The organism is Chryseobacterium jejuense (assembly GCF_900100075.1).
GTDB lineage: Bacteria > Bacteroidota > Bacteroidia > Flavobacteriales > Weeksellaceae > Chryseobacterium > Chryseobacterium jejuense.
Genome location: NZ_FNEG01000004.1, coordinates 498,552 through 524,415, shown reverse-complemented (window position 1 = coordinate 524,415; position 25,864 = coordinate 498,552). Strand labels below are relative to the sequence as shown.

The following is a 25,864-nucleotide window of genomic DNA, read 5'->3' as shown; positions in this document are numbered from 1 at the left end:
CTAAAGTAATTTTAGGGTCGGATAATGTATTTTTTGTGGGTTGTTGCTTTTATTTAAATCACATCTTTTACGAAAATAGCTTTCTTTATATAGGTTAAAATATAAGAAAACCTTTTTTTAATCTTTTTCATGATAAAAAAATTGTAATTCTCTGTTATTTGAATTGGCAATCATTATGCCATTTGTCAGGTCTGTGGTAACTTTAACATTGGGGTGATTTTATAGGTTTTTTTTAATTAATCATTAAGAAATAATTGTGAAAATATTTTCGTTATCCTTAGTTCTATTGCTGATAAGATTCCTATCTATCCCATATAAATTCTGAAAAATATCACTCTGTACCTGTGAACTGGAAAGATATCCCCAATGATTTCCAACTTCGTACCTGAAGCTGTTCAATACATCATCTTTCACGAAAGTACAATCAATGATAGAAACGATATCTTTATAAGGAGTAATGTCACTTGGCCCGTTTTTACCCAATCTAGGCGTAAGTATATTCTTGGTGTACTGTGAAATTCCCAGAATCAGATCCTGTCTGTTCAGATAAATAGAAATTCTGTTGGCAAGCAAAGGTAGTTTATTGAAAGAATCTTCAGAGTCTTCAAATACCTTATAGGAAACGTCAGCATTCAGCAGAATCACCTGGTCAATCACTCTGAGAATATTTTCCCTTTTAAGACTGTACAGCATACTTTGAAGAACTCTGTTTCCCAAAGAATGTGTCATGATATGAATTCTCTGGTTACACGGAACAAGATCACGATTAGAGAAAATGTCTTTTAAAAACTGGGTGTAAAAATAAAACAGTCTTAGCAATGATGTTCCGGAATTAATACTGGACGCTTTATCATCAAAATAAGTTAAGGGTACAATGCTGCTGGAAGCAGGCCAGCTCACAAATAAAATATGTTCAACAGGAGAGGAGGGATTATCAATGAACAGCTTTTTAAGATCAATCATGGCTTTTAATTCATCATCAAAATCATAAGCATAACCATGGATGAATATCAATACGTCGCTTCTGTCTTTGGTAGCAGACATATTTTTATAGAGTTCGTAGAAGAGCCGTTGGGTTCCGCCAAGATTATTGGCTGTTAATGATGATTCTTTGATCCCTTTTTCACTCAAAAGAACTTCCAAAACCTCTTCATAACCTTGCTTTTCAGGTTCGGAGAACAGTTTGTAATTCAGAATATTTCTGTTGGTGTAATCTTTTTTCTTTTTGGCCGCAGGACTAGGTTCCTTATAATTATCAAAATCACATTTTGCAATTCTGAAATTAGGAATTGAATATTCGTCATTGGAAAAAGAGTCTACTTTTTCACCTTTATGACGGACAATTTTCCGATTGCTTAAGATATAAACAGCCATAAGCGATAATTTGGTACGATGGTTTTAGCTTTTCCTAAATTAATGAAAAATACTGAATTACAATACATAAGACTTAAAAATTATCATTTTCAAAAACGCTTATTTTTCCGTAACTTTGTACCACTTTTTTTGCTATAAAAACAAAAGCTATTTTAATGGAAGAAGAAAAAAAATCACTCAATTTTATTGAGCAAATTATTGAAGATGATCTGGCGAACGGTTTGAACAAAGATCAGATCCGTTTCCGTTTTCCACCTGAACCAAACGGTTACCTGCATGTAGGACATACAAAAGCTATCTGCATCAACTTTGGTCTTGGTGAAAAATACAATGCTCCCGTAAACCTTCGTTTCGACGATACGAACCCTGAAAAAGAAGAACAGGAATTCGTAGATTCTATCATGAAAGATGTTGAATGGTTAGGTTTCAAATGGGATAAAGTTTTGTATGCATCCGATTACTTCCAGCAGCTTTACGATTGGGCAGTACAATTAATTAAAGAAGGAAAAGCTTACGTAGATGAGCAGCCATCTGATGTAATTACTGAGCAAAGAAAAAATCCTGCAGAACCAGGAATTGAATCTCCATTCAGAAACCGTCCTGTTGAAGAATCTTTAGATTTATTTGCAAGGATGAAAAACGGAGAATTTGAAAGTGGTTCAATGTCTCTTCGTGCAAAAATCGACATGGTTTCACCAAACATGAATATGCGTGACCCTGTTATGTATAGAATTTTGAATAAACCTCACCACAGAACAGGTACGGCTTGGAAAATTTATCCAATGTACGACTGGGCTCATGGTGAATCTGATTATATTGAGCAGATTTCGCATTCACTTTGTTCTTTGGAGTTTGAAAATCACAGACCATTGTACAACTGGTATTTAGACCAGGTTTACGAAGAAGGAAAGGTGAAAAACAAGCAAAGAGAATTTGCAAGGATGAATGTTTCCTATATGATTACTTCCAAAAGAAAGCTGCAAAGATTGGTTGCTGAAGGAGTAGTTACAGGATGGGATGATCCAAGAATGCCTACCATTTCAGGAATGAGAAGAAAAGGATTCACTGCAACTGCTATCAGAAACTTTATTGATAAAGTAGGAGTGGCGAAAAGAGAAAACCTTATCGAGATTCAGTTGCTTGATTTCTGTGTACGTGAAGACCTGAATAAGGTAGCTAAACGTGTGATGGCAGTAGTAGATCCTGTAAAACTAGTGATTGAAAACTATCCTGAAGATAAAGAAGAATGGGTAGAAACTGAAAACAATCCTGAACAGGAAAATGCTGGAACCAGAGAAATTCCTTTCTCAAGAGAGATATACATTGAGCGTGAAGACTTCAAAGAAGAAGCTAATAATAAATTCTTCAGACTGAAATTAGGCGGAGAAGTTCGTTTAAAATCAGCATATATCATCAAAGCTGAAAGAGTAGAGAAAGATGAGAATGGAGAAATCACTACCATCTATGCTACTTACGATGAGAAGAGCAAGTCTGGAAGCGGAACAGAAGAAAGTTTAAGAAAAGTAAAAGGAACACTTCACTGGGTATCTGCTAAACATGCAATCCCTGTAGAAGTAAGAGTTTACAACCAATTGTTTACGGTAGAGCAGCCGGATGCTGAAAAAGATGTAGACTTCTTAAACTTCATCAACCCTGAATCTGTCGCTACAATTCAAGGTTTTGCTGAACCAAGCCTGAAAGATGTTGCCGTTGGAGAACCACTTCAGTTCCAAAGAATCGGATACTTTACAAAAGATCAGGATTCTACGGATGATGCGTTGGTATTTAACCGTACAGTAACCCTAAAAGATTCTTATAAGCCTTAATAACTTCAGGAATCTATAAAAATAAAAGCAGGACTTAGAAATAGGTCCTGTTTTTTTATTCTTATCATTTGAATCATTAAGATAGGATCAAAGATATCTTTAAGTAGGGTTACCTACAGCAAAACTCTTCTTAATTCCCTTAAAATATTAATATTTACTTAATGGTTTGAAAATCATTATATAAAAAGCTATGTGTCTATGTGGTTCAAAAAATAATTTAATTTTTATTTTACCACATAGGCACATAGAATTAGAGATATGAAAATAATTTGAAAGCACTTTCTTGCGCCTTTGCATTTTCCAATATTAATTGCCTAAAGTTTTAACCTTTCACGCCTTTAATCCATTCCTGGAATTTACCAACTTGTTCCATGAAGAAAGACTCATGTTCCTCTTTTTCTTCAGGACGGTCAACCAATATATGCTCAAAGTAAGTGTTTTTAAGAATTTTTCTTAGAATTCCTTCTCCAAGGAATGGCTTATAGTCGTTTAATGCCTGAGTTGCTTTTAATAAATGTCGGATGTCATACTGCAACGGATTGATATCCGGAACCTGTTTGTTGAGGTTAAGAAGATTGTATACCGCTATTCTTGCTGTTCTTACAGAGCTTTCCATAGTGAAGACCACATCATTATTGGTTTCAACGAATTGTCCCACCAATCCTAAATTGGTACAGCCTTCAGGAACCACTCTTGGACGGTCTCCCTGAGCTCTAGGCATAAACATAGAGGTGATGTAAGGCATAAATGCTGTACGGACGATTGTATTTTCAATAACGTTATCAAGTTGGTCTGTCATTCCAAGATGATGGCATAATTCTGCAAGAATTTCGTTCCCGGTACATTCTGGCATTGTTTTTTTGATGTAATTTCCTTCTTTATCCATCAGTAGAGCATAAACCCACACTACAAGAATGTCATCCGGTTGAGTAGGGTAGTGCGGCTGTCTGTTGCAGGTAAAGCTCATCACCCAATTAGAATCTGTAATCGTGATAATACCTCCGGTAGCTGTTTTTCCGGAATAAGGATCATTCACACACAATTCTTTTAACTTCTCAGTAAATGCTGAAGGACGGCATGTTAACGTTGCAGATTCCCATGAAGACTTTTCAATATGGCTACAGAACTTTTCAGGTTTCCCGAAGACTTCAGATTTGGCTGCCAGATTTTTCCATAATTTCCATCCTGCACTTTGTCCGGCGCTGCTGTTATCTATAGTAACTTCAGGAACGGTTGTATTGTCACCATAGAAAGTACTTTCTGTCATAGATCCGGTAGTTACAATCACATAATCATCCTTACCGATTGGTATTCTCACTTCTTCTCCATTTTGTTCAGTAATGATCCCTTCTACTGTTTTTCCTTCTGTGTTGATATGAACATCAAGATCTTTTACCAGAGTATCAAACTGAATCTGTACTCCTTTTTCTACTAAAAAGTTTTTTAGCGGAGTAACGAAGGTATCATACTGATTGTATTTGGGGAATACAAGGCATGAAAAGTCTTTCATTCCATCAATAGCGTGAAGGAATCTGTGCATGTACAGCTTCAGTTCCAATAAACTATGCCAGTTTTCAAAAGCGAACATAGAACGCCAGAAGAACCAGAAATTGCTGTTCAGGAATGATTCTGAGAAATAGTCTTCAATGCTGAGATCATCAAGTTCCTCTTTTTTCTTCAATAAAAGTTTCACAATAGCCAGCTGATCTTTTTTCTCCAACCCGAACTTACTGAAATCCTGAATCTCTCCCTGATTATGAATTAATCTTGCTTTTGAATAATTTGGATCATTATCATTGATAAGGCGGTATTCATCCAGAACGCTGTAAGGTGCAGGTAATTCCAGGGCAGGAATATCCTGAAATATATCCCAAAGATTTTCGTAAGTCATATCCATTTCACGTCCGCCACGGATGATATACCCATCTTTTGCATTTCCGGCTCCGTCTAAAGAGCCCCCTTCGATATTCAATTGATCGAGGAAGATGATATTTTTACCGGGAACATGGCCGTCACGGATGAAATAGTAGGCTGCAGACATTCCTGCAATCCCGCTTCCAACGATATAGATTTTACTGTTTTCGTAAGATTGTAAAGGGATTCCTTTATTTCTTTGATAGTTTCCGATCTGGTCTGAAAAAGGCATTGTCTTTTCAGGCGTGTTAATCTGAACTTCCTTGCTTGAATCCGGTTCGTGGTTTACTTTTCCAAACTGGTCAGAGGTATTTAAAACTTTGTCGAATTTTGAATTGATCGTACTCATTTTATCTTGTTTTTATTGAACATTATAAAGGTACCCCTATTCAAAATGCTATATATATCCCTAATGTCAGAATTAGTGTCCCGAAATTCCTACGACTGAATATTTTCCGTTATTCTATACTCAGAAGGCGAAACAGAAGTATGTTTTTTGAAGAAACGGCCAAAGGCAGACGTGGAATTAAATTGAAGCTCAAAAGCTATTTCAGAGATCGTAAGGTCCGGATTTCCCAGCATAACATAAGCTTCTTTCAATAGAGCTTCATCAATGACCTCGTGAGGAGTCTTTCCACTGGCTTTTTTAATGATCTCAATAAGATATTTATTAGAAACACAAAGCTGATCGGCATAAAACTGAACTGTTCTGTATTGTCTGATATTTTCCCGGATCAGCTGACTGAATTTAAGATAGAGATCTTTTTTACCTTCATCCTTATCACAATCTGTAGAATGTTTCGTTTCTATAATTTCTGCAGTTTCCAACAGAAGATTGAAAATAATAGTACGAACAATTTCTTCTGTGAATTTTCCCTGTTTTCTGGATTTCTTTTTGAGATAGGTCAGCAGATTCTGAAGGGTTAAAGAGTTTTTAGGTGTTGTTTTTACAATGCTATAAGAACCCTTAGAAAACAGGTTCATTTTCTCAATGATAAATGGGTTAGAGATATTTTTGATCAGAAAATTTTTGTCGAAGAATAATAATTTCATCGTGAAATCCTGACTGGTTTTCAGAAATTTTACAATAGTAGAGGGGGCGGCAACCAGAATACTGTCGGCATCTGCTTTATACTGATGACGGTCTATTTCAACAGTTACTTCTCCTGCGGTACAGATGCAGAGCGCATAGTAATCCATTCTGAAAGAAGCTTTAGGGAATTCAAAAATGGGTTTTCCAGAGGAGATATAGTAGGATTGGCGGCAGTCAATACTGTAAAAAGAAAGAGTATCGTGTAAGTTCTCGTAGGTTACCATTCTTACGTGTTGGTTAATTTTTTTAGGTGTTTTTTGAATACAAAAGGCTAAAAAAGCCTTTTGTTACTGCAATTTACGAATTTTATAAATGTTTTCAAGTCTTATGTATCGAAAATATTCGTTTTTACTAGGATACAGCTAATTGGTTATTTTTATGAATGTTATTTATAAAAAAGCCTTAAAATAAAGATGTTTGAGGCTATTTTTAGCTAACTTTGCGCTTTCAAATTTTCCCCCCAAATATTATTGTGAAACTAATAAACGTATACACGAGTTCTTTCAAAGGACTCTCGCAGGAGAGTTGGATGCTGGCGTTGGTAATGCTCATCAACAGAGCTGGTTCTATGGTACTTCCTTTTTTGGGAGTTTATATGACAGATCATTTACATTTTAGCATTGAAAATTCAGGAATTGTCCTGAGCTTTTTTGGAATCGGGTCGGTTATTGGTTCATGGTTTGGTGGAATGATCACCGATAAGATTGGGGAATATAGAGTACAGAGTCTGAGTTTGCTGCTCAGTGTACCTTTGTTCTGTATGATTCCTTTATTTGAAACAGAAGTAGGTTTAGCAGGAATTATCCTCGCTCAGAGTATTGTAAGTGAAACATTCCGCCCGGCAAACTCGGTGGCAATTACAAAGTATGCGAAGCCCGAAAATATAACCAGAGCTTTCTCACTGAACCGTATGGCCGTTAATTTAGGATTTTCCATAGGTCCTGCATTGGGAGGAATCCTATCTGCTATTTCCTATGAATTCTTGTTTTACAGCAATGCTTTGGCTGCTTTATTGGCTGGGTTAATGTATATCTGGTTCTTTAAAGGCCGCGCTAAACTGGCTAAACAGGAAGCGAAAAAAGTAAAAGAAGTAATTGAAATTAAAAAAGAAAACTCACCTTATCAGGATGGTAAATTTTTGGTTTACTGCATATTGTGTATGCTGTTTTCTGTGTGCTTCTTCCAGTTATTCAGTACATTAACGATTTTTTATAAGGATACGGCACATTTAAGTCAGCAGAATATCGGATATATTCTTGGATATAGCGGATTCCTGATCGTTCTGTTGGAAATGGGGCTGGTGCAGGTGGCTGAAAAGTATTTTAGTCTTGCGTTTACCATGCTGATAGGAACACTTATATGTGGTTTTTCCTATGCAATGATGGCTTTTGACTATAGCATAATTACTTTATTGGTTTCTATGACACTGCTTTGTATCGGGGAAATCTGGACCTTACCCTTTATGTCAACTATCACGGCTTTACGTTCCGGAGCCAATAATAAAGGAGCTTATATGGGGCTGAACGGGATGTCATTTTCCATAGCATTTATCATTACCCCTTATATAGGAACCTTGATTGCTGATAAATTAGGATTTAATACTTTATGGATCGGGACTGGGGTACTGGCCACAGGAATTGCAGCTGCTCTTTATTTTGTGATTCCATGGATGCTTAAAGATAAAAAGAAAGTGGAAGAGGAGATGATTTAAAATAAGCCAATCCTTTGACAAATAATATAGAAAGCCCAGTCGAATCATGTGATGACTGGGTTTTGTATTGAATATCATTAAGGATAAAGATTGCGGAATATGAGTTATATTCCTTTATCCCGGTTGTAAATATCTTCCACACTTCTACTATATCGGTCATAAACCATTTTCCATTGAAGGGAGGTGGTTCTTTCCGGTTTCCATTTTTCTATGATAACAGAACGGTTATTTTTTTCGACTTTTGTTCTGTTGATAAGGGTTCCTTTTCTTTTGTCATTGTCAAGATCAATGTCCTGAACATGGGGAAGATATTTTTTAGCATTGCCTATAAAGTCTGAAAAATCCTTGTTCCATTCATCAGAAATTCTAATCTTTTTATTTTTCCTGTTTTTTATCCAAAAGGTAAGCCTGTTGAGCCACCATGCATTTTCCTTTAATTTGATAATTGGCGGCTGATTCAGATACATAATAAATTCTGAATGGTCATGGTATAGGATTTCAGCACCATAAAGAATCGTATCAATAGAATCCCATGCAAAAAAATGAATTTCGTCCAATATAGGAATATTGAGAATAAAACCTTCCCGGTTGAAGACCATTGTTCTTAATGTATCAGTACTCATGAGCTTACATTCTAATTTTTCTGTTATCTCAGATGGTTACAAGTTATATTTCTGTTGCCTGTTCTCTATACTCTTTCAAACTACCGCTATTGGCATAAGCTCCTTTGTCAAAGATTTTGTAAAAGCCTGTTGTCTTGAGTTGTTTATTGTAAGGAATACCAATAGTTTTATTCCCTTTTTGGGTATACTTTACCTCATTTCCAAATTTGCCGTTTAGGAAATCAGATGATATTTTTTCGGTAAGTAAGAACTTTTCAAGGGATGGGTGAAATGTATTAAAATCAATATGGTAATGATCATCAATTTTAATCATTGGAAATTTTTCCTGTTTAGGCTCAGGTAAGATTTTATCATACCATTTAAGCGGTTGTTTTCTTACTGTTTCTGGCTTTTTGTTTAAAAAAATCCGATATTCCATCGTATGATATTCTCCGTCAAGAGGGGGTGAATTGATAAAGAAAATAGCTTCTATATCCCTCCAGTTAATGATGAGATCCTGGGTATAGGTAACAATTGTAAAGTAATCCTGATGATATAATAGTTTGGCTTTATATTGATGACTCTCTTTTTCTTGGTTTGAATTGGGAATTCCTTTGTTGATCGTATACAAAATAAAAATCAGAAGGAAACTTACCATGAAGGCTGCTGAAATATAATACAAATTCATCTCATTTTTTACCATCAAAACAATAACCATAATTGCAATGATTAGAAAAATGGTAATGAATATATTAAAAATAATAATAGGATTAATTTTCATGGTTTTTGTGCTTGGTATGCTTTATTTGTATTTATCAATTCCCATCAATATATAAGAAATGATCAATACAATAATGATGAGAAATGAAATGCTGATGGGCAAGAACCATAGCCCTGTTTTTTTTCCGGGATTAAAATATTTACATCTGAAAAGCACCAATACAACCATACTGAATAGGGCCAGGATATTAAACTCTATGAATGACTTAGGAATCTGCCCGTCTTCATATAAATAAGTATACCACACACGGCTGATTCCGGCCAGCTGTAGTATTGTAATGATAATAGGAATAATATGTATTGGACCCATGTTCTATTTTGTGAAAACTTTATACAGTTGTCTGTTATTTACAAAATACAACTGGTTGTTGATTGTAGTAGGTATTGTATTAAATTCCGGATCGCTGCTTGACATTATTTTGAATTTCCCCTTCTGCCGATTCATAGATATATTGGTATAATAATATCCGGCTTCTACCTTATGAGGGATAGCAAGAACATAATGATTTCCGCCGCCGCCCCATACCCAGAACTTGCTCATCATGGCATAGTCGTATCCTTCAAAAATATTTTTGACTGATGAACCATCTTCAAAAGGAATGAAATGCCTTTTAAATTTTGGGCGTATTTTTTTTGCAGTGGACTGTAATAGAGGATTTAAAAATTTATCCAAAGATTCAGGAACATTCAATACTATGAATTGATCTTGTCCTGTGTGTACATAGAGATCTCCTTTTTTCAGATCACTTGTAAATGGAATTTTATCCTTCGGGATATTATATGTAACAGAAAAATAATTGATCAATAAAGAATCATTGATCTGATTGAGTTCATAATCGGATTTTTGAGTATAAGTGCTTCTTAAACTATCTTTTCCTCTTTTATATCTGGCAGATTCGTCAATGGTTTTTATTTCCTGTTTTTCTAAAGTAATATCATTAAGCAATTCATATTTTCCGTATTTATTTTCTACAATGAAAAAGCCATCACCATATACAAAAACAGGACTCTTCATACGATGACTCATACCAGTGCGGGCAGAATAAAAACTTATACTGTCTCCATAGTGTGTATAAACCAAGGTAGAATCATTATAGAAAATTTTATCAATCTCTTTTGCTATCGGTTGTACTACGATATTGGAATTAGAAGTGGCTGGGAAAAGGGGTATATCCGGATGTTTATCTTTCCCGTGTTCTTCTTTGCAACTCCCTAACAAAAGAAGAAAAAAGAATCCCAAAAATAAACGGTTATTAGTCATATATTTTGTTTTTATACCTGCCTCTTCATCTGTATCCTTGGTTTTTATAATGAGTCTGTAATTTTTATTAAATAATTAAAATTAGGAATGGTTTACAGGATATTTAGACAGAATGGAGGTAACAATCATACTGGCATGAACTCTGGAATTTTCAATAAACCACAGGTGAGTATCTTTTCCCCCACAAACAACTCCTGCAAGATAGAGATGAGGAACATTTGTTTCCATGGTTTCAAGGTTATAATATGGATTCAGGCAATCACCATTCAATTCAATGCCTGAATTTTTCAAAAATTCAAAATCAGGAAGGTAACCTGTCATGGCCAGAACAAAATCATTTTCAATCTCATGAATATGGTTGTTTTCATCCTTAAAAATCACAGAATTTTCTTTTACTTCCACCATCTCTGCATTAAAATGAGCTTTAATACTTCCTTCTGCAATCCGGTTTTCAATATCCGGTTTTACCCAATATTTTACACTTTTTGAAATTTCGGAATGACGGACAATCATGGTAACGTCAGCTCCTTTTCTATAGGTTTCAAGAGCTGCATCCACTGCTGAGTTGCTGGATCCGACCACCACCACTTTCTGTCTTGCATACGGATAAGGTTCAGTATAATAATGTTTCACCTTAGGAAGTTCCTCACCTGGAATATTCATCAGGTTCGGAATATCATAAAACCCAGTGGCAATCACTACATTTTTAGCCTTATACTTGCCTTTTGTGGTTTCAATATCAAATACATCAAGTACTTTGGATACTTTGAGCACCTTTTCGTAGAGATGGATATTCAGGTCCTTTTGTCGGGCAATTCCCTGATAATATTCCAATGCATCCTGTCTTCCAGGTTTGGGAGCAGTGGAAATAAAAGGAGTTCCATCAATCTCCAGTTTTTCAGCTGTTGAAAAGAACCTCATATACAAAGGATAATGGTACAATGAATTAACAATGGTTCCTTTTTCTATGATTAAATAATTCAAGTTGTTTTTCTGGGCTTCAATAGCACAGTTGATGCCGATAGGGCCTGCTCCTATAATGAGAATATCCAAAATTTCCATATTCCAAAGGTACGATGTAATTGGGAAAAAGTATTCATTGGGGAGGAGATAATAGATATTTAGATAATAGACGGATAGATGAGAGACGGAATGGTCTGAGAAGGGAAGTTGGAAACTAATACTTTTAGATTTGAATTTATTATAACCTTGTGTGCCTCATATTTCGTATCCCGCATTGGCATCAGTTTTGGTGTTTTTCTAGTTATTGCAAAACTAAAAGATATGAAAAAACTATTCGTTTCAATCCTTATGCTGAGTCTGGTGGTTGCCTGTAAGAAAGAAGCAGGAAAGCCTGTTCCTAGCGAAATTGATACTGTTATACGTGTAAAACCACTGGACAGTGCTGCAATTGCTAAGGAGAAAGTGAAGAAAGAAGGTGATATTAAAATGACTAATGATGAGGTTTTGAAGGCTTTAAAAGCTAAGGATTACAAAACATTTGCATCACATATTCATCCTGAAAAGGGAATTAGTTTTTCCATGTATGCATTTGTAGATCCTAAAGGAGACAAGCATTTTACCAAAGAGGAATTTGAAAAATATCAGCCCACAAAAACATTATTTACATGGGGAGCAAAGGATGGTTCCGGAGATCCCTATAAAGCAACAATTAATGATTATCTCGGAAAGTGGGTGTTTTCCGGTGACTTTACGACTTCCCAATATTCACTGAATAAATTTATTGGGGGTGGAAATTCATTGAATAACCTTGAAAAAATTTATCCTAAGAAAGATTTTACAGAAAACTATATTAAAGGAACTGAAAAGAATGGGGAGATGGATTGGAAAACGGTCCGCTTTGTATTTGAGGAATTCCAGGGAAAATACTACCTGATCGCTGTAGTGAATGACCAATGGACTATATAAGAAGAGGGAAGCTGGAAGAAGCTTTAGTTATAAAAAATACCTGCGGTTTTCAATTATATTTTGAAAATGATAATTGTTTTTCCCCATTTCATAACTTCTTTCTTCCAGCTTCTAACTTCCTTTATTTATAAAATATCAACAAGTTGCCTTGTTAAGTTTTTTCTTGAAAATTGTTCAATATGTTGAGTGTTTTCAGAGAGATTTCCGTTTTTCCAAAGCTCAAATTTTTCAAGGATAAATCTTTTTACGGTTTCAGAATCGTTATAGCTGAAATGTTTGCCGGCGTGGGTTTCTTCCAGTATTTTAGAAACATCAGCCTGATCCGGCCCGAAGGAAAGAATCTGTTTTCCGGATGCCAGATATTCAAATATCTTTCCGGGAATAATTCCTTTTGAAGATTCATTAGGGAAATTGGTGATCAGCAACATTTCTGAAGTCTGCATTTCCTCAACAGCTTTGCCATGAGATAGATATCCAAGATTCAAAATATGATTTTTAAGACTTGAGTTTTCAATAGTATGAAGGATTTTATCATCAATTCTTCCTACAAACTTTAAGCTGAAATGCTTTGCAAATTCTGTATTTTCTTTTACCAGCTCATCCAGGGCTTTCCAAAGATTCTCAGGGTTTCTAAGCTGTTCCAGTACTCCGATATAGCTTAACACAAAAGATGTATTGGTCTCTTTTTGTTCTGCTGCTTTCTCATGGGAATCACTTTCATCAAAACCATTGGTGATACAAACGGCGTTAGCTCCAGCTTTTCTGAAATGATCAGCATCCGTATAACTTGTTGCCAGTGTAATATCAGCATTTTTGAAGACGGCACTTTCCAGCTGGCGATGCTTTTTGTCTGAACTTTTGGTAAGTTTCAGATGTTTATAATAGGAAATCTCTGTCCACGGATCACGGAAATCTGCAATCCATTTTAAATTTGGTAATTTATCCTTTAAGCCTAATCCAATCAGGTGAAGAGAGTGGGGTGGGCCTGAGGTTACGATGGTGTCAATCTTATTTTCCTGTACATATTTTTCCAGAAACTGAATAGATGGTTTTACCCAAAAAACTCTGGCATCAGGAATGAAAAAATTGCCTCTTACCCATATTGAGAGTTTCGATTTCCAGCTTTGGTTTTTTCCTACATCAAATTGCCCGGCCTTGAATTTTTTGTTGCTTTTGTTAAGCTTTTCAGCCAGTTGATAAGGCTCCCATATTTTTGTTCTTACGATTTCAATGTTTTCAGGAACATCCTTCATTAAGGTTTCATCCATCAATGGATAACTTGGATTTTCCGGGGTATAAATTACCGGTTTCCAGCCAAAATCAGGTAGATATTTGGCGAACTTCAACCATCTTTGAACACCAGGACCTCCCGCAGGAGGCCAGTAATAGGTGATAATCAATATTTTCTTTTGTTCCATTTTTTATGAATCGTCTATTATTCATTTGTCATTCTGAACACAGACTGAAGGTCTGCGAACAGAGTTCAGAAGCGTAGTGAAGAACCTCATTCTATCTCTTCATGAAATGACACAAAGCAATGTTAGGCAGTTGGTTCAATTAAAGTTTCTTTTTTCTTATTCTTATTCATCCAGAACATTCCAAAGGCTGCCAGAGCAATAAATAAACCGAAGCTTAACAAAGAGATCCATTTTCCTTTTTCAATCACTTCCGGCTCAAATACCATTCTGATGTGGTGACTTCCTGCAGGAACATGTACTGCACGAAGTAAATAATCTGCTTTAATGTAAGGAACCTCTTTTTCATCAATAAGAACTTTCCATCCGTGAGGATAATATACTTCAGAGAAAACGGCCAATTGAGGGGTCTTCGACTGAGATTTAAATTCTAATTCGTTAGGTTGGTACGTTGTTAAATTGATAAACGCTGTAGAATCTGCCTGAACGGGTTTATTACTAAAATAAGCCTTGTCAGAAGATGCAATCACAGCTGTTTTTTTATTGTCGATTTCCCCGATAGATTTAATTTCTTCGTTAGGAGTATCTACAAATTTAAGATCACTTACGAACCATGCATTTCCGTTTGCTTTAGGATTGGGAACAACCTGAGGCTGATCCGGACCTCCGAAAACCATGTATTTTGCATTCAGTAAGTTTAATATTCTTGGTGTTTTTACAGTGTCGGTATTGTTGATATACTCATTCAGCACATCATCATATCTTCTCAATTTTACAGCATGGTATCCACCAATGGATGCTTTAAAGTAAGAAGTATTCGTTTCACTGGTAACGCCTAGAGTTTGGTTGTAAATTCTATAGTGAGCTTTATCTTTCTCAGCGATCGTTTCTAAGGTCTTGTTAATGTTTACATTAGATAAAATAGACTCAAGATTAGGATTTCCCTGTACCTTTTCAGTTAATAAATCTGAGCTTTCTGTCTGGAAAGGATTTTCAGCAAAGATTTTGTCTACATAGTTTTCGTCATTTAAATAACGTTTGTTCACTGTCCACAGATCAAATAAACTTACTAAACCAATCACTACCAAAGCAATGTTAGGATTAAGTTTTTTCTTTAAGCTCAAGAATAGGGCAGCAGCAGCAATAGCTACATACATAAATGCCTTTAAAGCATCTGCTTTGAACAGTTTATACCTTTCATCTACTAAATAATCCAACAGGAAAGGTGGGAAATAGGTCTTCTCACCTGCTGTAGAAAATCCTAGTAATGATTTACCGAAGATTAAAAGAATTAATAATAAGCCTAATGTTCCGCCACTTACATACATAAGGACTTTTTGTTTGTATTCTTCAGTCAGTTTTTCATCTGTGAAGAATCTGTATAATCCTATAATAGCAATGAGTGGGAATAATAATTCTACTACCACAAGGATAGAAGACGGTGCTCTGAACTTATTGTAAAACGGAACGTAATCAATAAAGAAATCAGATAACGGCATAAAGTTACTTCCCCACGCCAATAAGATGGTTAGAATAGAAGCTCCTAAGATCCAATAACGGTATTTTTTCGATGCAAAAAAGAATCCTAACAAGGCAAGGAAACATACAATGGCTCCCTGATAAGCAGGTCCTGAGGTTCCCGGCTGGTCTCCCCAATAGGTCATTCCGCTGAACCCTTTTGAAATTCTATCCATTTCAGCTTGTGAACCCACATTTTCCTGAACAAGCTCCTGTACCTTATTCATCATTTCCTTAGCTTCAGGTTCCTGGCTTCCGCCACCCATTAATCTCGGAATGAAAAGGTTTAGTGTTTCCAGTTGCCCGTAGCTCCACATCAGCATACTTTCTTTATCCATTCCGGATTTTCCTGAAGTATGGCTGTCATTGGTTAAGATCTGCTTTCCACGAACGGTTTCTTTTACATATTCAGAATTGGCCATGATTCTTTGAGAATTCATTCCAACCCCAATAATACACGATGCTGCGATGATTCCTGAAGAAATCAGGAAGTGCTTCATCGGAGTTTTTTTCTGGATTGCTCTGATTAATTCAGAAAGGAATAAAAATCCTAGAGCTAAAAACAGATAATAGGTCATCTGCGGGTGGTTTGCTGCAATCTGTAGCCCCATAAATAGGGTCGTGACAATGAATCCCCAGATGTATTGTTTTCTGATATAAACCAGTAAAATCCCGGCTAAAAGTGGTGCGAAATATTCAATAGTATTTACTTTTCCATTGTGTCCCGCTGCAATAATAATGTAGAAATAAGTGGAAAGTCCAAAGAATGTTGCGCCCAGTAAGGCATACTTCCAGTTTCTGACCACTACCATTCCCAAAAGGAAAAAACCTGCAAAAAGCAGGAAGAGATAATTGACCGGTCTAGGCAGGAAATTCAGGTTACTGTCGATTTTCTTGATGATGTCCCCTTTAAACTGGCTACCCATCTGATAAGTCGGCATTCCCCCGAACATGGAGTCACTCCAATACGTTTCATTTCCTGTGTTAGCTCTATAGTCTAAAAGTTCTTTTGCTCCTCCTCTGTATTGCACAATATCATGCTGGAAAAGCTGTTTTCCTGAAAATACAGGAGTGGAATATAAAAATGCTAAAACTATAAATACTACTAATGAAACTGCAATATAAATTAAGTTTTTATTTTTTGCCATGCTGGTTATTATCTTTTATTTCTTGGATTTTTACCTTTTACCATTACTCTCTTTTACCTCTTCATAATCTACGGTTTCCGCATCCCATTTAAGGTTCTTATTGTTATTCTTATTCGAGTCATTGATATCTTGCTTTGAATTATTTTGCTGTTGGTTATTGAACCTGTAGCTGTAAAATGTCTTAAAAAAAATTCTTTTCAGAATATTCCAGACAAAGAAAATAATAATGGCGGACAGTACTAACTCAAGAATGTACTTCATAATAAATTATATTTAAGATCTAAAAAAGTTAAAAGTTGTTTGTTGATAGTGCTTTATCGGTTACAATAAAGCACTCAAATTCTAAAACTCTCAAACCCCCAAACTTATTTACTTTGCAGTAGGGTTTACCATTACAGAAGAATTGGAAACACTTTTCATAGATTGAGATTGTTTTCCGTCTGAAATAGTTTCTATCTGCGTCGTTTTTACGTTGATGTTTTGATTGGTAATCCATCCTGTACTTTCGTCAAATTTGATGGTTCCGTTCTGAGCAAGTTCGCTGCTCATGCTGTGTGTGATAGGTCCCTGAGCTTTCTTTTCAGTTTTCTTAGGAATTCCTCCGCTTACAGCAATTTCAGCAGTTCCGTTTCCAAGACTCTTTAAAACATAGTTTGAAGTTACCTTGATGGCTCCGCTTGGGTCTGCATTTTCAGAAGTTGTCCATTTTTCACCTATTTTCACTCCTTTTTTAGGAATGATGGAAAGGTTCTTACTGAACTGGTCTTTCAATACTTTCTCATTAAAAGACTGCTTAAGGCTTGCTACAACGCTCGCTCTTTCATTAGCATCCTTAATTAATGAGGTAAGAGCTGTTGTTACTTTGGCATAAACAGCATCAAAACCTGTAATAGAAATTACATTTCCTTTGGTATCCATCTTCATATCAAGCTTATTGCTGGTAAGCGCTTTGTTGATATTCCAGATCATTTTAAGGTCATCTTCTTTCGGAAGAGCCTGTTTAGTATCTACCACTACTGTTTTACCCTGTGCAGATTGAGAACTTCTTTTAGAAACCAGGTTAAGCGTCATTTCGTAAACGTTTCCTTTGATATCATTTACAGTGAAGTTCATTTCATCTGTAGATTCTGCAGTTGCTGTGATGGATTTTCCTTGAGGATCCGTCATTGTTTTTACATCTCTCTGGTAAGTAGTAAGAGGATATGTTTTCCCTTTTTCAAGTTTGAAAGTCTGAGTAACGATTCCAGCAGAGTCTCTGATAGCAGGATTTTCTGCCACCGTTGCAACAGAATCAGCAGGAACTTCTACCGTTACTGTTTTTCCTGTTTTAGGGTCTACTTTTGTGATTTTTGCCGTTTCTTTTTTACAAGATACTAGAGCTATAGATGATAATAGCGCTATTGCTGCTATGTTTTTCATTTTTAATTTTTTTAAGTGTTGTGTGTTATCGAATTAATTTATTTTCAAACTCTTCTGTCTCACAGCTTCATAAAGGATCGCTCCACATGCTACGGAAACATTCAGAGATTGAGTTTTTCCTTCAATAGGAAGTTTTATTTTTTCGTCAGAATGATGCAATACTTCTTTAGAAATACCTGTTTCCTCATTTCCCATAACAATAGCGCATGGTTCTGTGAAATCTACATCATAGATAAGTTTTTGAGCTTTTTCAGATGCTGAAAATACTGTAATTCCACTCTGTTGAAGGAAATCTACCGCATGAGCAAGATTGTTTTCCTTACAGATTTTAATATTATAAATACCTCCTGCAGAAGTTTTAATAGCGTCAGAATTGATAGGAGCTGCTCCTTTTTCAGGAATAATAACGGCATCTACCCCTACACATTCTGCCGTTCTGCAGATAGCACCAAAGTTTCTTACATCTGTAAGCCTGTCCAGAATTAATAGGAAAGGCGTTTTACCTTCCTCAAATAATTGTGGAATAAGATCCTCCACTTTATAAAACGGAACATCCGAAATAAAAGCAACCACACCCTGATGGTTTTTTCTTGTAAAACGGTTCAGTTTTTCAATCGGAACATAATTGGGACGGATTTTGTTTTTCGCTAAAATCGCTTTTAGTTCAGCATAAATAGGACCCTGAAGTGCATTCTGCACAAAGATCTTGTCAATCGTTTTTCCCGCTTCAATTGCTTCAATAACGGGACGCAGCCCGAAAATAAAATCGTCTTTCATTGATTTGTATAAAATTTTATATTAAGGTTCAAAGTTTAATGTTTAAAGTTCAATGTTTTGAGTTTAAGGTTTGTACTTTGTTCCCTTTAAATCTGTTGTATTTAAATATTTTATAAAAGAGTTAATCTTTTTGTTCCCATAACTTTAAGCCTAGAACATTTAGTATTTTTCTCCTAAAATTGCTCTTTTCTGCGACATTACATACCCGTAATGTAGGCTTTCATGCATATTGTTAAAGATAATGGCATCCTGAATGCTCTTCAAATCCATCCCGAAACTTGTGGTGTAAGGAGTGTAATCTGAAAAGAAATCGCTGTCATAATCCTTCATTAAAATCTTAGAGGTTTCTGTAAGTAAAAACTCCAGATCTTCTACCTCAGATTTTTGAACATTTAAGTTCGGTAACGTTCCTTTTTTGTACGTTTCAACCCAATATTTATCAATACGGAAAGGGTTTCCGCTTAAATAATAATGCAAAAGCTGCTGAGTAGCAACTGTATGGGCAATATTCCAGTAAATATTGTTGTTGAAGCCATCCGGAATCAGCAGAAGATCCTCATGAGATGTGTTCTGCAGGATATCTAAAAGGTTTCTTCTTACCTGTCTGTGTGCTTGAAAATGATAATTCATTTTGCAGAAATTTTAATCACCAAAAATAGTTTAATAAACTGAAAATGACAATTTTTTGAGTAAAGGATTAAAGTAAAAGTTCTATAATGCCGAAAACACGCATTATTTATTATTTTCTTTTTATGGGGAAATTTGACGGGATCATAATGGGTTTTAGAAAATTTAACTTCTCCTTTTTAGATATTTATCAATTTTTATGAAGCTAAAAACCCTCCGATGATTTTCATCAAAGAAGGGTTTTTTATTATTTTGTTAACTGTTTTTTATGAATTGTTTTATCCTTTTCAAAGAGGTCATTAAGGATGATTTGCTTTCCTTTTCTTTTTGAAATTGATTATTTTTTGATGATTTTATGCTTAAAAGTGGTTCCGTCCTTCAAAACAATATTGAGAAAATAGACTCCAGTATTGTATGATGAAAGATTGATTCTGTTTTCTCTGTAAATTTCCGCCAATTTTCTTCCATCTATACTGAAAAGGGTCATTGATGCTACATCCTCTTTCGATTTTACATTAACAAAATCAGTGGTAGGATTGGGATAGATGTTAACATCTATCGTTTTTACATCCTTTACATGTAAAGAAGCATTGCTTTTCCCCTGCATATAAACAGATAAAAATACATCACCATCCTTTCCATTGAAAACTGCAGTAGGGACTGTATGTTTTAAAGTGTGATTTCCGGCAGTCATAGAGGGTAAAGTAAAACCTCTGATAGGAACCGAATTACCTGGGCACCAATTATTCCATGAAGTCCATTGTGCAAATGTTGCAGGAGCACTTTGATAGATTCCGTTACCTTGTGTATTATATGCTCTGAAAGGTTCGCAGGAAATTCCACCTGGAGTATAGGTCAATACCTGTACATCATCTATATAGGTGTAGTTTTGTCTTCTAACATATTCTTCACCTCCTGTACCAGCTCCATGCGGAGTGGAGATTACAAAAAAGCGAGCATTGCTGACAGCTGTAGGAAGATTGAAGGTGACAAGTCTTACGGTTTCTCCTGAAACATCAGTACTGTTATAGTTGTTGAGTTTATTATAACTTAATATAGGAACCAGTGTATTGTAATCTGTAGGAGTGGCTCCTGCGTCAGTTGAGAAGAAAGTTAGGTTTCCTGAAAAAACATCAATTCTATTTGCACAGCCTGCAACTTGTGTCTGTGCAGCATAAGGTACTCCAAAAACATCAAGTTCCATATACATATCATAAGCATTTCGCAGTTCTGTATTATGAAATACGCTGTTCAGGTTGCTGATGTCATAAGTGAATGGAACTTCTATTGGAGCTCGGTTTTTATTCATGAACGGAGTGATGTAGCGGGCTGCTTCAATTCTTTTCACATTCGCATCATTCATAGTATAGGTAGGTTGGTTTTTGGGAACCAGTGCCAAAAATACCTCTCCCAGACGATCGTAATTATCACATAGAGCACCTATGGTTACTCTCATTGCGATTTTTGCTTTAAAGGAATCTAATTCTGCATCTGTAAGCTTCTTTGCATATCTTGTGTTACCTAACCTTATGAGACCGGAAGGAACGGGTTGAGTGGTAGTAGGGGCATAGCCGTCATAATATACAGCATCTGAAATCAAATTCGTCACAGTGGTTGTCTGTGATTTGAAAAGGCCTGTAAGAAATAGACTTGCAAAAAATAGTCTTTTATACATATCGTTGATATTTAATGTAAATATATTAAAATATGCATTAAAAATAACGATTATTTGTTTTTGTTTTTAAGCTAATCGATCTTTTATTGTTGAATGTTTAAATATTTTAATTAAATAAAGAAATTTGTATTGAAAGCATTCATATGAGTTAATAGATATAATTGAATATTTTTTTTATTACAATAATCAATATTTTATTGTTAAATTAGCATTGTATTCAATGGTAATATTATTAATAATGAAAAGAATTTTACTTTTATCTCTGTTCTTTGTAGTGTTAGCAGTTAAAGCTCAGATCAATATCAATATTGGAAGCAGTAATGTAGGATCTGCACCTATAAGCAGTTTTTTTTCCTATTCCTATGTTCAGCAGATCTATCCGAAGCAGGAAGTGAATGCTAATGCCGCAGGAAATATAACAGGCTTAACATTTTATCTTGATCCATCAGCTTTAATTACAGATTCTTCTAACTGGACTGTCTATCTTGGTCATACTCCCAAAATATCCTTTGCATCCAATACAGACTGGGTTCCAGCTGCTGAACTGACTCAGGTATTTGCAGGGGCTGTTAGTAAAAATGGGAACAAAGTTGAAATTGTTTTTACTACTCCATTTGCTTATAATAATATTGATAATCTGGTAGTAGCTGCCAAAGAAAATTCGCCAAGTATCGATATTAATAATTTTGATGAAGTCTTTCGTGTTTATCCTTATATACAGAATTCTGCTCTTGTTTATAAAGGAGATCGTAATGTTGTTGATCCAGCCTCTCCACCGGGAGGGATAAGAGTAGATTATAAATCTGCGGTAACTATTTCAGGTTTAACAACTAATCTTGCTCCAGGTTGTCCTTTGGTGATTTCTCCTGCCAATAATGCACAATTTATTCCTTTGTCACCTAGTATTAGCTGGCAATCTGTAATGGGAGCAACTTCTTATAGATTATCTTTGGGGACAACACCTGGCGGAACTGATGTTATCAACCATCAAACTGTAAATGGTGTAGGCTATAACCTTTCTCCATCCACTGTACTTAACAATGATACTAATTATTATTTAAAAGTAACGGCTGTATCTGCTAACGGAGAGTCTTTAGGCTGTGCAGATTATACTTTTAAAACAATTCCTCCTGTACCTGTAAATGATGCATGTTCCGGAGCTTTGCAGGTTTCTGCATTTCCTTATGCTTATACACAGGCTGATGGAATGTCTTCCACAAATAACGGTGGATTTATTTTAGCATGTGCTAATGATGGGATGAACGATGGTTTATGGTTTAAATTTACAGGAGATGGCAGTCAGTATACCATTAAGGTTGCTCCTGGAGTAGCTTCTTTTGATCCTAAAATAGGAGTCTATACTGGAAATTGTAACAGTTTGGTTTGTGTAGGTACACAAGATAATGGCGGCGGAGGCTCTGCTGAAACAATGACTATTACAACCAGTGCAGGAACTGAATATTATATTAATGTAGGATCTTATGAAGATTCAGTAGATATGCCGGAAGGTGCATTTACAATAAACATTACAAAACTTTAATTCTGTGTAAAAGGAATACATGATAAACTCCAAGTTTTTTTTAGCAATCTGTTGTTCGTTATTCCTGGTTTCTTGTAATAGAAAAGTAAAGTTGAACCCTAACCCTTCATTTGGCTATGAAAGCTTAACTGATAGTTACAATTCAAAAACTAATATTTTTGAAAGAAGATATAGTGATGATACCATCAAAATAAAAATAATATTAACAGAAAATGAAAGGGAAAAGATAGTAAAGGCATTTTCCGAAAATCAATTTCAAAATTTTCCTCATGAAATTGATTGTTCTAAATGGGGGACTAATCCTAAAATATACGATGAACTTTTCATAGAAGATTTTTCTGTAAAATATATACACAATCGTGATGATGGATGGTTTTGTTCAAATGGTAAAAGATTTAATGAAATAAATACCATCATTCAGGATGTTATTTTAAATAAGTCAGAAATAAAAAAAATAGAATCTTCAGATATAGCTTACGAATAATTGATTTTTTTATTCTGATAGAATATCTAAAATAAACGCTGTTATATCAATTGATAAAAATATGTTGTGATAATTATTTGTCACAACATATTTTTATAATGAATTGAATGTTAATATAAAAGATTGAAATATTACAATAGAATTATCGCAAAAGAATGTATTTTGAATTCTAAAATGTTTGTTAAACCCGGAATATTTAACAAACTTTAACTCAAATATGGCATTCATTATGTTGATTAATGCAAGTATTTATCAGAAATTTACCACTTATTTTAAATCAAGCTATGTCAGATACATATCAAGCCGAGGATATCCGTCAGTTGACGGAAAAAGTAAAAGAAAAAAACTACTTATTTTCTCTTCTGAGACAGGAAATCAACAAGGTGATTATTGGGCAGGAATACATGGTAGACCGTCTATTAGTCGGGCTTTTAGGAAATGGTCACGTTCTTCTTGAAGGAGTTCCGGGATTAGCAAAAACCTTAGCCATCAAAACCCTGGCAGATGCTGTTCATGGTGAGTTCTCCAGAATTCAGTTTACACCGGATTTACTTCCGGCAGATGTCGTGGGAACTATGATTTTCAATATCAAAGACAATGATTTCTCTATAAAAAAAGGTCCGGTATTTGCGAATTTTGTTCTTGCGGATGAGATTAACCGTGCTCCTGCAAAAGTACAGTCAGCACTTTTAGAAGTGATGCAGGAAAAGCAGGTAACGATTGGTGACGAAACTATGAAACTTCCAAAACCATTTTTGGTACTGGCTACTCAGAACCCGATTGACCAGGAAGGAACATACCTTTTGCCGGAAGCACAAAGTGACCGTTTTATGCTGAAATGTACCATTGATTATCCAGCTTTTGAAGATGAAAGACAGGTAATGAGAATGGTTTCTACTTCTCATCAGCCAACTGTAAATCCGGTGATCGGACTTCAGGATATTGTTGATGCGAAGGAGTTGATTAATCAGATCTATTTAGACGAAAAGATAGAAAAATATATTCTGGATATGGTTTTTGCAACCCGTTATCCTGAAAACTATGGATTATCCGAACTTAAAAATTATATCAGTTTTGGTGCTTCTCCAAGAGCATCCATCAACCTTGCTATTGCTTCAAGAGCCTATGCATTCTTAAAAGGAAGAGCTTTTGTAATTCCTGAAGACGTAAAAGCATTGGCTAAAGACGTATTGAGACATAGAATGGGCTTAACTTTTGAAGCAGAAGCAGAAGAAATAACAACAGAAGAAATCATTAATAGAATTTTAGCAAAAATCCAGGCACCATAATGAGTGACGTTATAATCAGAAAAGCAGTTCAGGATGACTGCAATTCCATGCTGGAATTAATTAAAGAGCTGGCAGAATACGAAAAAGCATTACACGAGGTAACAGTAACTCTGGACGAGTTTACTGAAGATGGCTTTGGAAAATCTCCGGTTTGGGGTGCTTTTGTTGCTGAAGTGAATGGTGAAATTGTAGGTATCTCATTATACTATGATCGATATTCAACCTGGAAAGGGAGAAGACTTTATCTTGAAGACCTAGTAGTAACAGAGAAAATGAGAGGAAAACAGATCGGAAAACTTCTGTTTGATGCCACAGTAGAATATGGGAAATCAAATGCCTACAGCGGAATGGTGTTCCAGGTATTGAATTGGAATGAACCTGCCATCAATTTTTATAAAAAATACAGTCCAAAGTTTGATGACGAATGGTTGAACGTATCTATTGAGTTTAAGTAAGAATTAGAAGACGGGAATTAGAGACTATAATCATATATTTAAAACATATACTGAAAATCCCGAAACTCGTATCTCGAATCTCGAATCCCGAAAACCTTAAACCCAAAACTTTCAACTTTAAACATAACAATCCTCTATGCAGATAAAAGATATTGTAAAAAAAGTAAAGCAGATAGAAATCCGTACCAGAAAAAAGACGGAAGCTGCTTTAATGGGGCAATATCACAGTGCCTTTAAAGGGCAGGGTATGACTTTCTCAGAAGTTCGCCCGTACCAGTTTGGCGATGAGATCAGAAGAATCGACTGGAATAAAACGGCACGTTTCCGCGAACCATTCGTAAAGGTAATGGAAGAAGAAAGAGAGCTAACCATGATGATTGTCGTGGATATTTCCGCCTCTATGGATTATGGAACAAAAGCTCAGCTGAAAAGAGAATATGTTGCAGAAATAGCAGCCAGTCTGGGATTTTCAGCAGCCGGAAATAATGATAAAGTAGGATTGATCCTGTTTGCAGATAAGGTATATAAAGTAATTCCTCCTCAAAAAGGAAGAAAGCATATCCTTTCTATCATCAGCAATATTCTTACGGCAGATTATGTTCCGGCAGAATCTAAAATAGATAAGGCACTGGAATATATGATGGGAATTTTCAAAAGAAAATCTCTGGTCTTTCTGTTTTCAGATTTTCAGGACGAATATGATTCTAAAATGCTGAGAGTAGCATCAAAGAAACATCAGCTTTTAGGAATGAGAATCTATGATGAAAAAGACAATGAAATTCCTGATGTAGGATACACTTTGCTATATGATGCTGAAACAGGAAACGAAATATGGGCAAATACTTCCAGTGCAAGATGGAGATATACCTTTGCAGAAGCTCAGAAACAGAAATTAAGAGCGTTGGAAGAAGATTTTGCCAATAGTTCAGCCAGCTTTATGAATGTAAATACCGGTTCGGATTATTCAAAATTGTTGTATAATTATTTTCAGAAAAAATAACGACGGGTTTTGTTCGTCAATAAAACT

At 35.4% G+C, this 25,864-nt stretch carries 23 protein-coding genes; 8 read left to right on the top strand and 15 right to left on the bottom strand.

Annotation, left to right across the window (positions count from 1 at the left end; translation table 11 throughout):
- Positions 1-243 precede the first annotated feature (243 nt).
- Positions 244-1,374: an alpha/beta hydrolase gene (locus tag BLS98_RS14655; protein ID WP_089737239.1), complete on the bottom strand. Its 1,131-nt coding sequence runs from the start codon at positions 1,372-1,374 to the stop codon at positions 244-246.
- A gap of 155 nt (positions 1,375-1,529) precedes the next feature.
- Here BLS98_RS14655 and BLS98_RS14650 point away from each other — a divergent pair, with 155 nt between their 5' ends.
- A complete protein-coding gene (locus tag BLS98_RS14650) occupies positions 1,530-3,200 on the top strand; it encodes a glutamine--tRNA ligase/YqeY domain fusion protein (protein WP_089737238.1) in 1,671 nt (556 codons plus the stop codon).
- Positions 3,201-3,522: 322 nt separating this feature from the next.
- Here BLS98_RS14650 and BLS98_RS14645 read toward each other — a convergent pair whose 3' ends face one another.
- Positions 3,523-5,463, bottom strand: a complete 1,941-nt coding sequence (locus BLS98_RS14645) for an oleate hydratase (RefSeq protein WP_089737237.1) — start codon at positions 5,461-5,463, stop codon at positions 3,523-3,525.
- An 89-nt stretch (positions 5,464-5,552) separates the two neighbouring features.
- Positions 5,553-6,431: a helix-turn-helix domain-containing protein gene (locus BLS98_RS14640; RefSeq protein WP_089737236.1), complete on the bottom strand. Its 879-nt coding sequence runs from the start codon at positions 6,429-6,431 to the stop codon at positions 5,553-5,555.
- A 305-nt stretch (positions 6,432-6,736) separates the two neighbouring features.
- Here BLS98_RS14640 and BLS98_RS14635 point away from each other — a divergent pair, with 305 nt between their 5' ends.
- Positions 6,737-7,918: an MFS transporter gene (locus BLS98_RS14635; RefSeq protein WP_089737235.1), complete on the top strand. Its 1,182-nt coding sequence runs from the start codon at positions 6,737-6,739 to the stop codon at positions 7,916-7,918.
- A gap of 104 nt (positions 7,919-8,022) precedes the next feature.
- Here the strand turns inward: BLS98_RS14635 and BLS98_RS14630 are convergent, their stop codons facing one another.
- The 5 genes from BLS98_RS14630 to BLS98_RS14610 form a co-directional block, all read right to left on the bottom strand.
- The gene (locus BLS98_RS14630) at positions 8,023-8,541 is read right to left on the bottom strand and encodes a hypothetical protein (RefSeq protein WP_089737234.1); all 519 of its coding nucleotides are present in this window, start codon (positions 8,539-8,541) and stop codon (positions 8,023-8,025) included.
- A 43-nt stretch (positions 8,542-8,584) separates the two neighbouring features.
- Positions 8,585-9,301: a hypothetical protein gene (locus BLS98_RS14625; RefSeq protein WP_089737233.1), complete on the bottom strand. Its 717-nt coding sequence runs from the start codon at positions 9,299-9,301 to the stop codon at positions 8,585-8,587.
- Positions 9,302-9,322: 21 nt separating this feature from the next.
- The gene (locus tag BLS98_RS14620; RefSeq protein ID WP_089737232.1) at positions 9,323-9,610 is read right to left on the bottom strand and encodes a hypothetical protein; all 288 of its coding nucleotides are present in this window, start codon (positions 9,608-9,610) and stop codon (positions 9,323-9,325) included.
- A 3-nt stretch (positions 9,611-9,613) separates the two neighbouring features.
- A complete protein-coding gene (locus BLS98_RS14615) occupies positions 9,614-10,561 on the bottom strand; it encodes a hypothetical protein (protein ID WP_139166128.1) in 948 nt (315 codons plus the stop codon).
- Between the two features lie 81 nt (positions 10,562-10,642).
- On the bottom strand, positions 10,643-11,623 hold the full coding sequence (locus BLS98_RS14610) for a YpdA family putative bacillithiol disulfide reductase (RefSeq protein ID WP_089737230.1): 981 nt from the start codon (positions 11,621-11,623) through the stop codon (positions 10,643-10,645).
- A 222-nt stretch (positions 11,624-11,845) separates the two neighbouring features.
- Here BLS98_RS14610 and BLS98_RS14605 point away from each other — a divergent pair, with 222 nt between their 5' ends.
- A complete protein-coding gene (locus BLS98_RS14605; protein ID WP_089737229.1) occupies positions 11,846-12,490 on the top strand; it encodes a hypothetical protein in 645 nt (214 codons plus the stop codon).
- A gap of 125 nt (positions 12,491-12,615) precedes the next feature.
- On the opposite strand, the gene BLS98_RS14600 is transcribed toward BLS98_RS14605, so the two are convergent.
- From BLS98_RS14600 to BLS98_RS14570, 7 genes are all read right to left on the bottom strand, one after another.
- Positions 12,616-13,908, bottom strand: a complete 1,293-nt coding sequence (locus BLS98_RS14600; RefSeq protein WP_089737228.1) for a glycosyltransferase family protein — start codon at positions 13,906-13,908, stop codon at positions 12,616-12,618.
- Positions 13,909-14,030: 122 nt separating this feature from the next.
- Entirely contained in the window at positions 14,031-16,571 is a 2,541-nt protein-coding gene (locus BLS98_RS14595) for a YfhO family protein (protein WP_089737227.1), read from the bottom strand.
- Positions 16,572-16,601: 30 nt separating this feature from the next.
- Complete coding sequence (locus BLS98_RS14590) at positions 16,602-16,832, bottom strand: hypothetical protein (RefSeq protein ID WP_089737226.1); 231 nt, start codon at positions 16,830-16,832, stop codon at positions 16,602-16,604.
- A 108-nt stretch (positions 16,833-16,940) separates the two neighbouring features.
- A complete protein-coding gene (locus tag BLS98_RS14585) occupies positions 16,941-17,990 on the bottom strand; it encodes a DUF6263 family protein (RefSeq protein ID WP_089737225.1) in 1,050 nt (349 codons plus the stop codon).
- A 33-nt stretch (positions 17,991-18,023) separates the two neighbouring features.
- Positions 18,024-18,767, bottom strand: a complete 744-nt coding sequence (gene rlmB, locus BLS98_RS14580; RefSeq protein WP_089737224.1) for a 23S rRNA (guanosine(2251)-2'-O)-methyltransferase RlmB — start codon at positions 18,765-18,767, stop codon at positions 18,024-18,026.
- A gap of 159 nt (positions 18,768-18,926) precedes the next feature.
- On the bottom strand, positions 18,927-19,397 hold the full coding sequence (locus BLS98_RS14575) for a DinB family protein (RefSeq protein WP_089737223.1): 471 nt from the start codon (positions 19,395-19,397) through the stop codon (positions 18,927-18,929).
- 334 nt (positions 19,398-19,731) lie between these two features.
- Positions 19,732-21,069, bottom strand: coding sequence for a peptide-N-glycosidase F-related protein (locus tag BLS98_RS14570; protein WP_089737222.1), 1,338 nt, complete (start codon positions 21,067-21,069; stop codon positions 19,732-19,734).
- 238 nt (positions 21,070-21,307) lie between these two features.
- On the opposite strand from BLS98_RS14570, the gene BLS98_RS14565 reads away from it, so the two are divergent.
- The 5 genes from BLS98_RS14565 to BLS98_RS14545 all read left to right on the top strand — a co-directional run bounded on the left by BLS98_RS14565 (position 21,308) and on the right by BLS98_RS14545 (position 25,837).
- Positions 21,308-22,609, top strand: coding sequence for a hypothetical protein (locus BLS98_RS14565; RefSeq protein WP_089737221.1), 1,302 nt, complete (start codon positions 21,308-21,310; stop codon positions 22,607-22,609).
- A gap of 91 nt (positions 22,610-22,700) precedes the next feature.
- The gene (locus BLS98_RS14560) at positions 22,701-23,093 is read left to right on the top strand and encodes a hypothetical protein (RefSeq protein ID WP_139166127.1); all 393 of its coding nucleotides are present in this window, start codon (positions 22,701-22,703) and stop codon (positions 23,091-23,093) included.
- 284 nt (positions 23,094-23,377) lie between these two features.
- Complete coding sequence (locus BLS98_RS14555) at positions 23,378-24,382, top strand: AAA family ATPase (protein WP_089737349.1); 1,005 nt, start codon at positions 23,378-23,380, stop codon at positions 24,380-24,382.
- Positions 24,382-24,837: a GNAT family N-acetyltransferase gene (locus BLS98_RS14550; protein ID WP_089737219.1), complete on the top strand. Its 456-nt coding sequence runs from the start codon at positions 24,382-24,384 to the stop codon at positions 24,835-24,837. Before BLS98_RS14555 ends, BLS98_RS14550 begins: the two co-directional genes overlap by 1 nt.
- 136 nt (positions 24,838-24,973) lie before the next feature.
- A complete protein-coding gene (locus BLS98_RS14545; protein ID WP_089737218.1) occupies positions 24,974-25,837 on the top strand; it encodes a DUF58 domain-containing protein in 864 nt (287 codons plus the stop codon).
- The last annotated feature ends 27 nt before the right edge of the window (positions 25,838-25,864 follow it).

Coding starts and splice junctions, on each gene's coding strand:
- BLS98_RS14630 (WP_089737234.1), bottom strand. CDS start 8,541: ATGAGTACTGATACATTAAGAACAATGGTCTTCAACCGGGAAGGTTTT.
- BLS98_RS14635 (WP_089737235.1), top strand. CDS start 6,737: ATGCTGGCGTTGGTAATGCTCATCAACAGAGCTGGTTCTATGGTACTT.
- BLS98_RS14600 (WP_089737228.1), bottom strand. CDS start 13,908: ATGGAACAAAAGAAAATATTGATTATCACCTATTACTGGCCTCCTGCG.
- BLS98_RS14570 (WP_089737222.1), bottom strand. CDS start 21,069: ATGTATAAAAGACTATTTTTTGCAAGTCTATTTCTTACAGGCCTTTTC.
- BLS98_RS14555 (WP_089737349.1), top strand. CDS start 23,378: ATGTCAGATACATATCAAGCCGAGGATATCCGTCAGTTGACGGAAAAA.
- BLS98_RS14565 (WP_089737221.1), top strand. CDS start 21,308: ATGAAAAGAATTTTACTTTTATCTCTGTTCTTTGTAGTGTTAGCAGTT.
- BLS98_RS14610 (WP_089737230.1), bottom strand. CDS start 11,623: ATGGAAATTTTGGATATTCTCATTATAGGAGCAGGCCCTATCGGCATC.
- BLS98_RS14640 (WP_089737236.1), bottom strand. CDS start 6,431: ATGGTAACCTACGAGAACTTACACGATACTCTTTCTTTTTACAGTATT.
- BLS98_RS14625 (WP_089737233.1), bottom strand. CDS start 9,301: ATGAAAATTAATCCTATTATTATTTTTAATATATTCATTACCATTTTT.
- BLS98_RS14550 (WP_089737219.1), top strand. CDS start 24,382: ATGAGTGACGTTATAATCAGAAAAGCAGTTCAGGATGACTGCAATTCC.
- BLS98_RS14585 (WP_089737225.1), bottom strand. CDS start 17,990: ATGAAAAACATAGCAGCAATAGCGCTATTATCATCTATAGCTCTAGTA.
- BLS98_RS14650 (WP_089737238.1), top strand. CDS start 1,530: ATGGAAGAAGAAAAAAAATCACTCAATTTTATTGAGCAAATTATTGAA.
- BLS98_RS14575 (WP_089737223.1), bottom strand. CDS start 19,397: ATGAATTATCATTTTCAAGCACACAGACAGGTAAGAAGAAACCTTTTA.
- BLS98_RS14615 (WP_139166128.1), bottom strand. CDS start 10,561: ATGACTAATAACCGTTTATTTTTGGGATTCTTTTTTCTTCTTTTGTTA.
- BLS98_RS14605 (WP_089737229.1), top strand. CDS start 11,846: ATGAAAAAACTATTCGTTTCAATCCTTATGCTGAGTCTGGTGGTTGCC.
- BLS98_RS14655 (WP_089737239.1), bottom strand. CDS start 1,374: ATGGCTGTTTATATCTTAAGCAATCGGAAAATTGTCCGTCATAAAGGT.
- BLS98_RS14620 (WP_089737232.1), bottom strand. CDS start 9,610: ATGGGTCCAATACATATTATTCCTATTATCATTACAATACTACAGCTG.
- BLS98_RS14595 (WP_089737227.1), bottom strand. CDS start 16,571: ATGGCAAAAAATAAAAACTTAATTTATATTGCAGTTTCATTAGTAGTA.
- rlmB (WP_089737224.1), bottom strand. CDS start 18,767: ATGAAAGACGATTTTATTTTCGGGCTGCGTCCCGTTATTGAAGCAATT.
- BLS98_RS14590 (WP_089737226.1), bottom strand. CDS start 16,832: ATGAAGTACATTCTTGAGTTAGTACTGTCCGCCATTATTATTTTCTTT.
- BLS98_RS14545 (WP_089737218.1), top strand. CDS start 24,974: ATGCAGATAAAAGATATTGTAAAAAAAGTAAAGCAGATAGAAATCCGT.
- BLS98_RS14645 (WP_089737237.1), bottom strand. CDS start 5,463: ATGAGTACGATCAATTCAAAATTCGACAAAGTTTTAAATACCTCTGAC.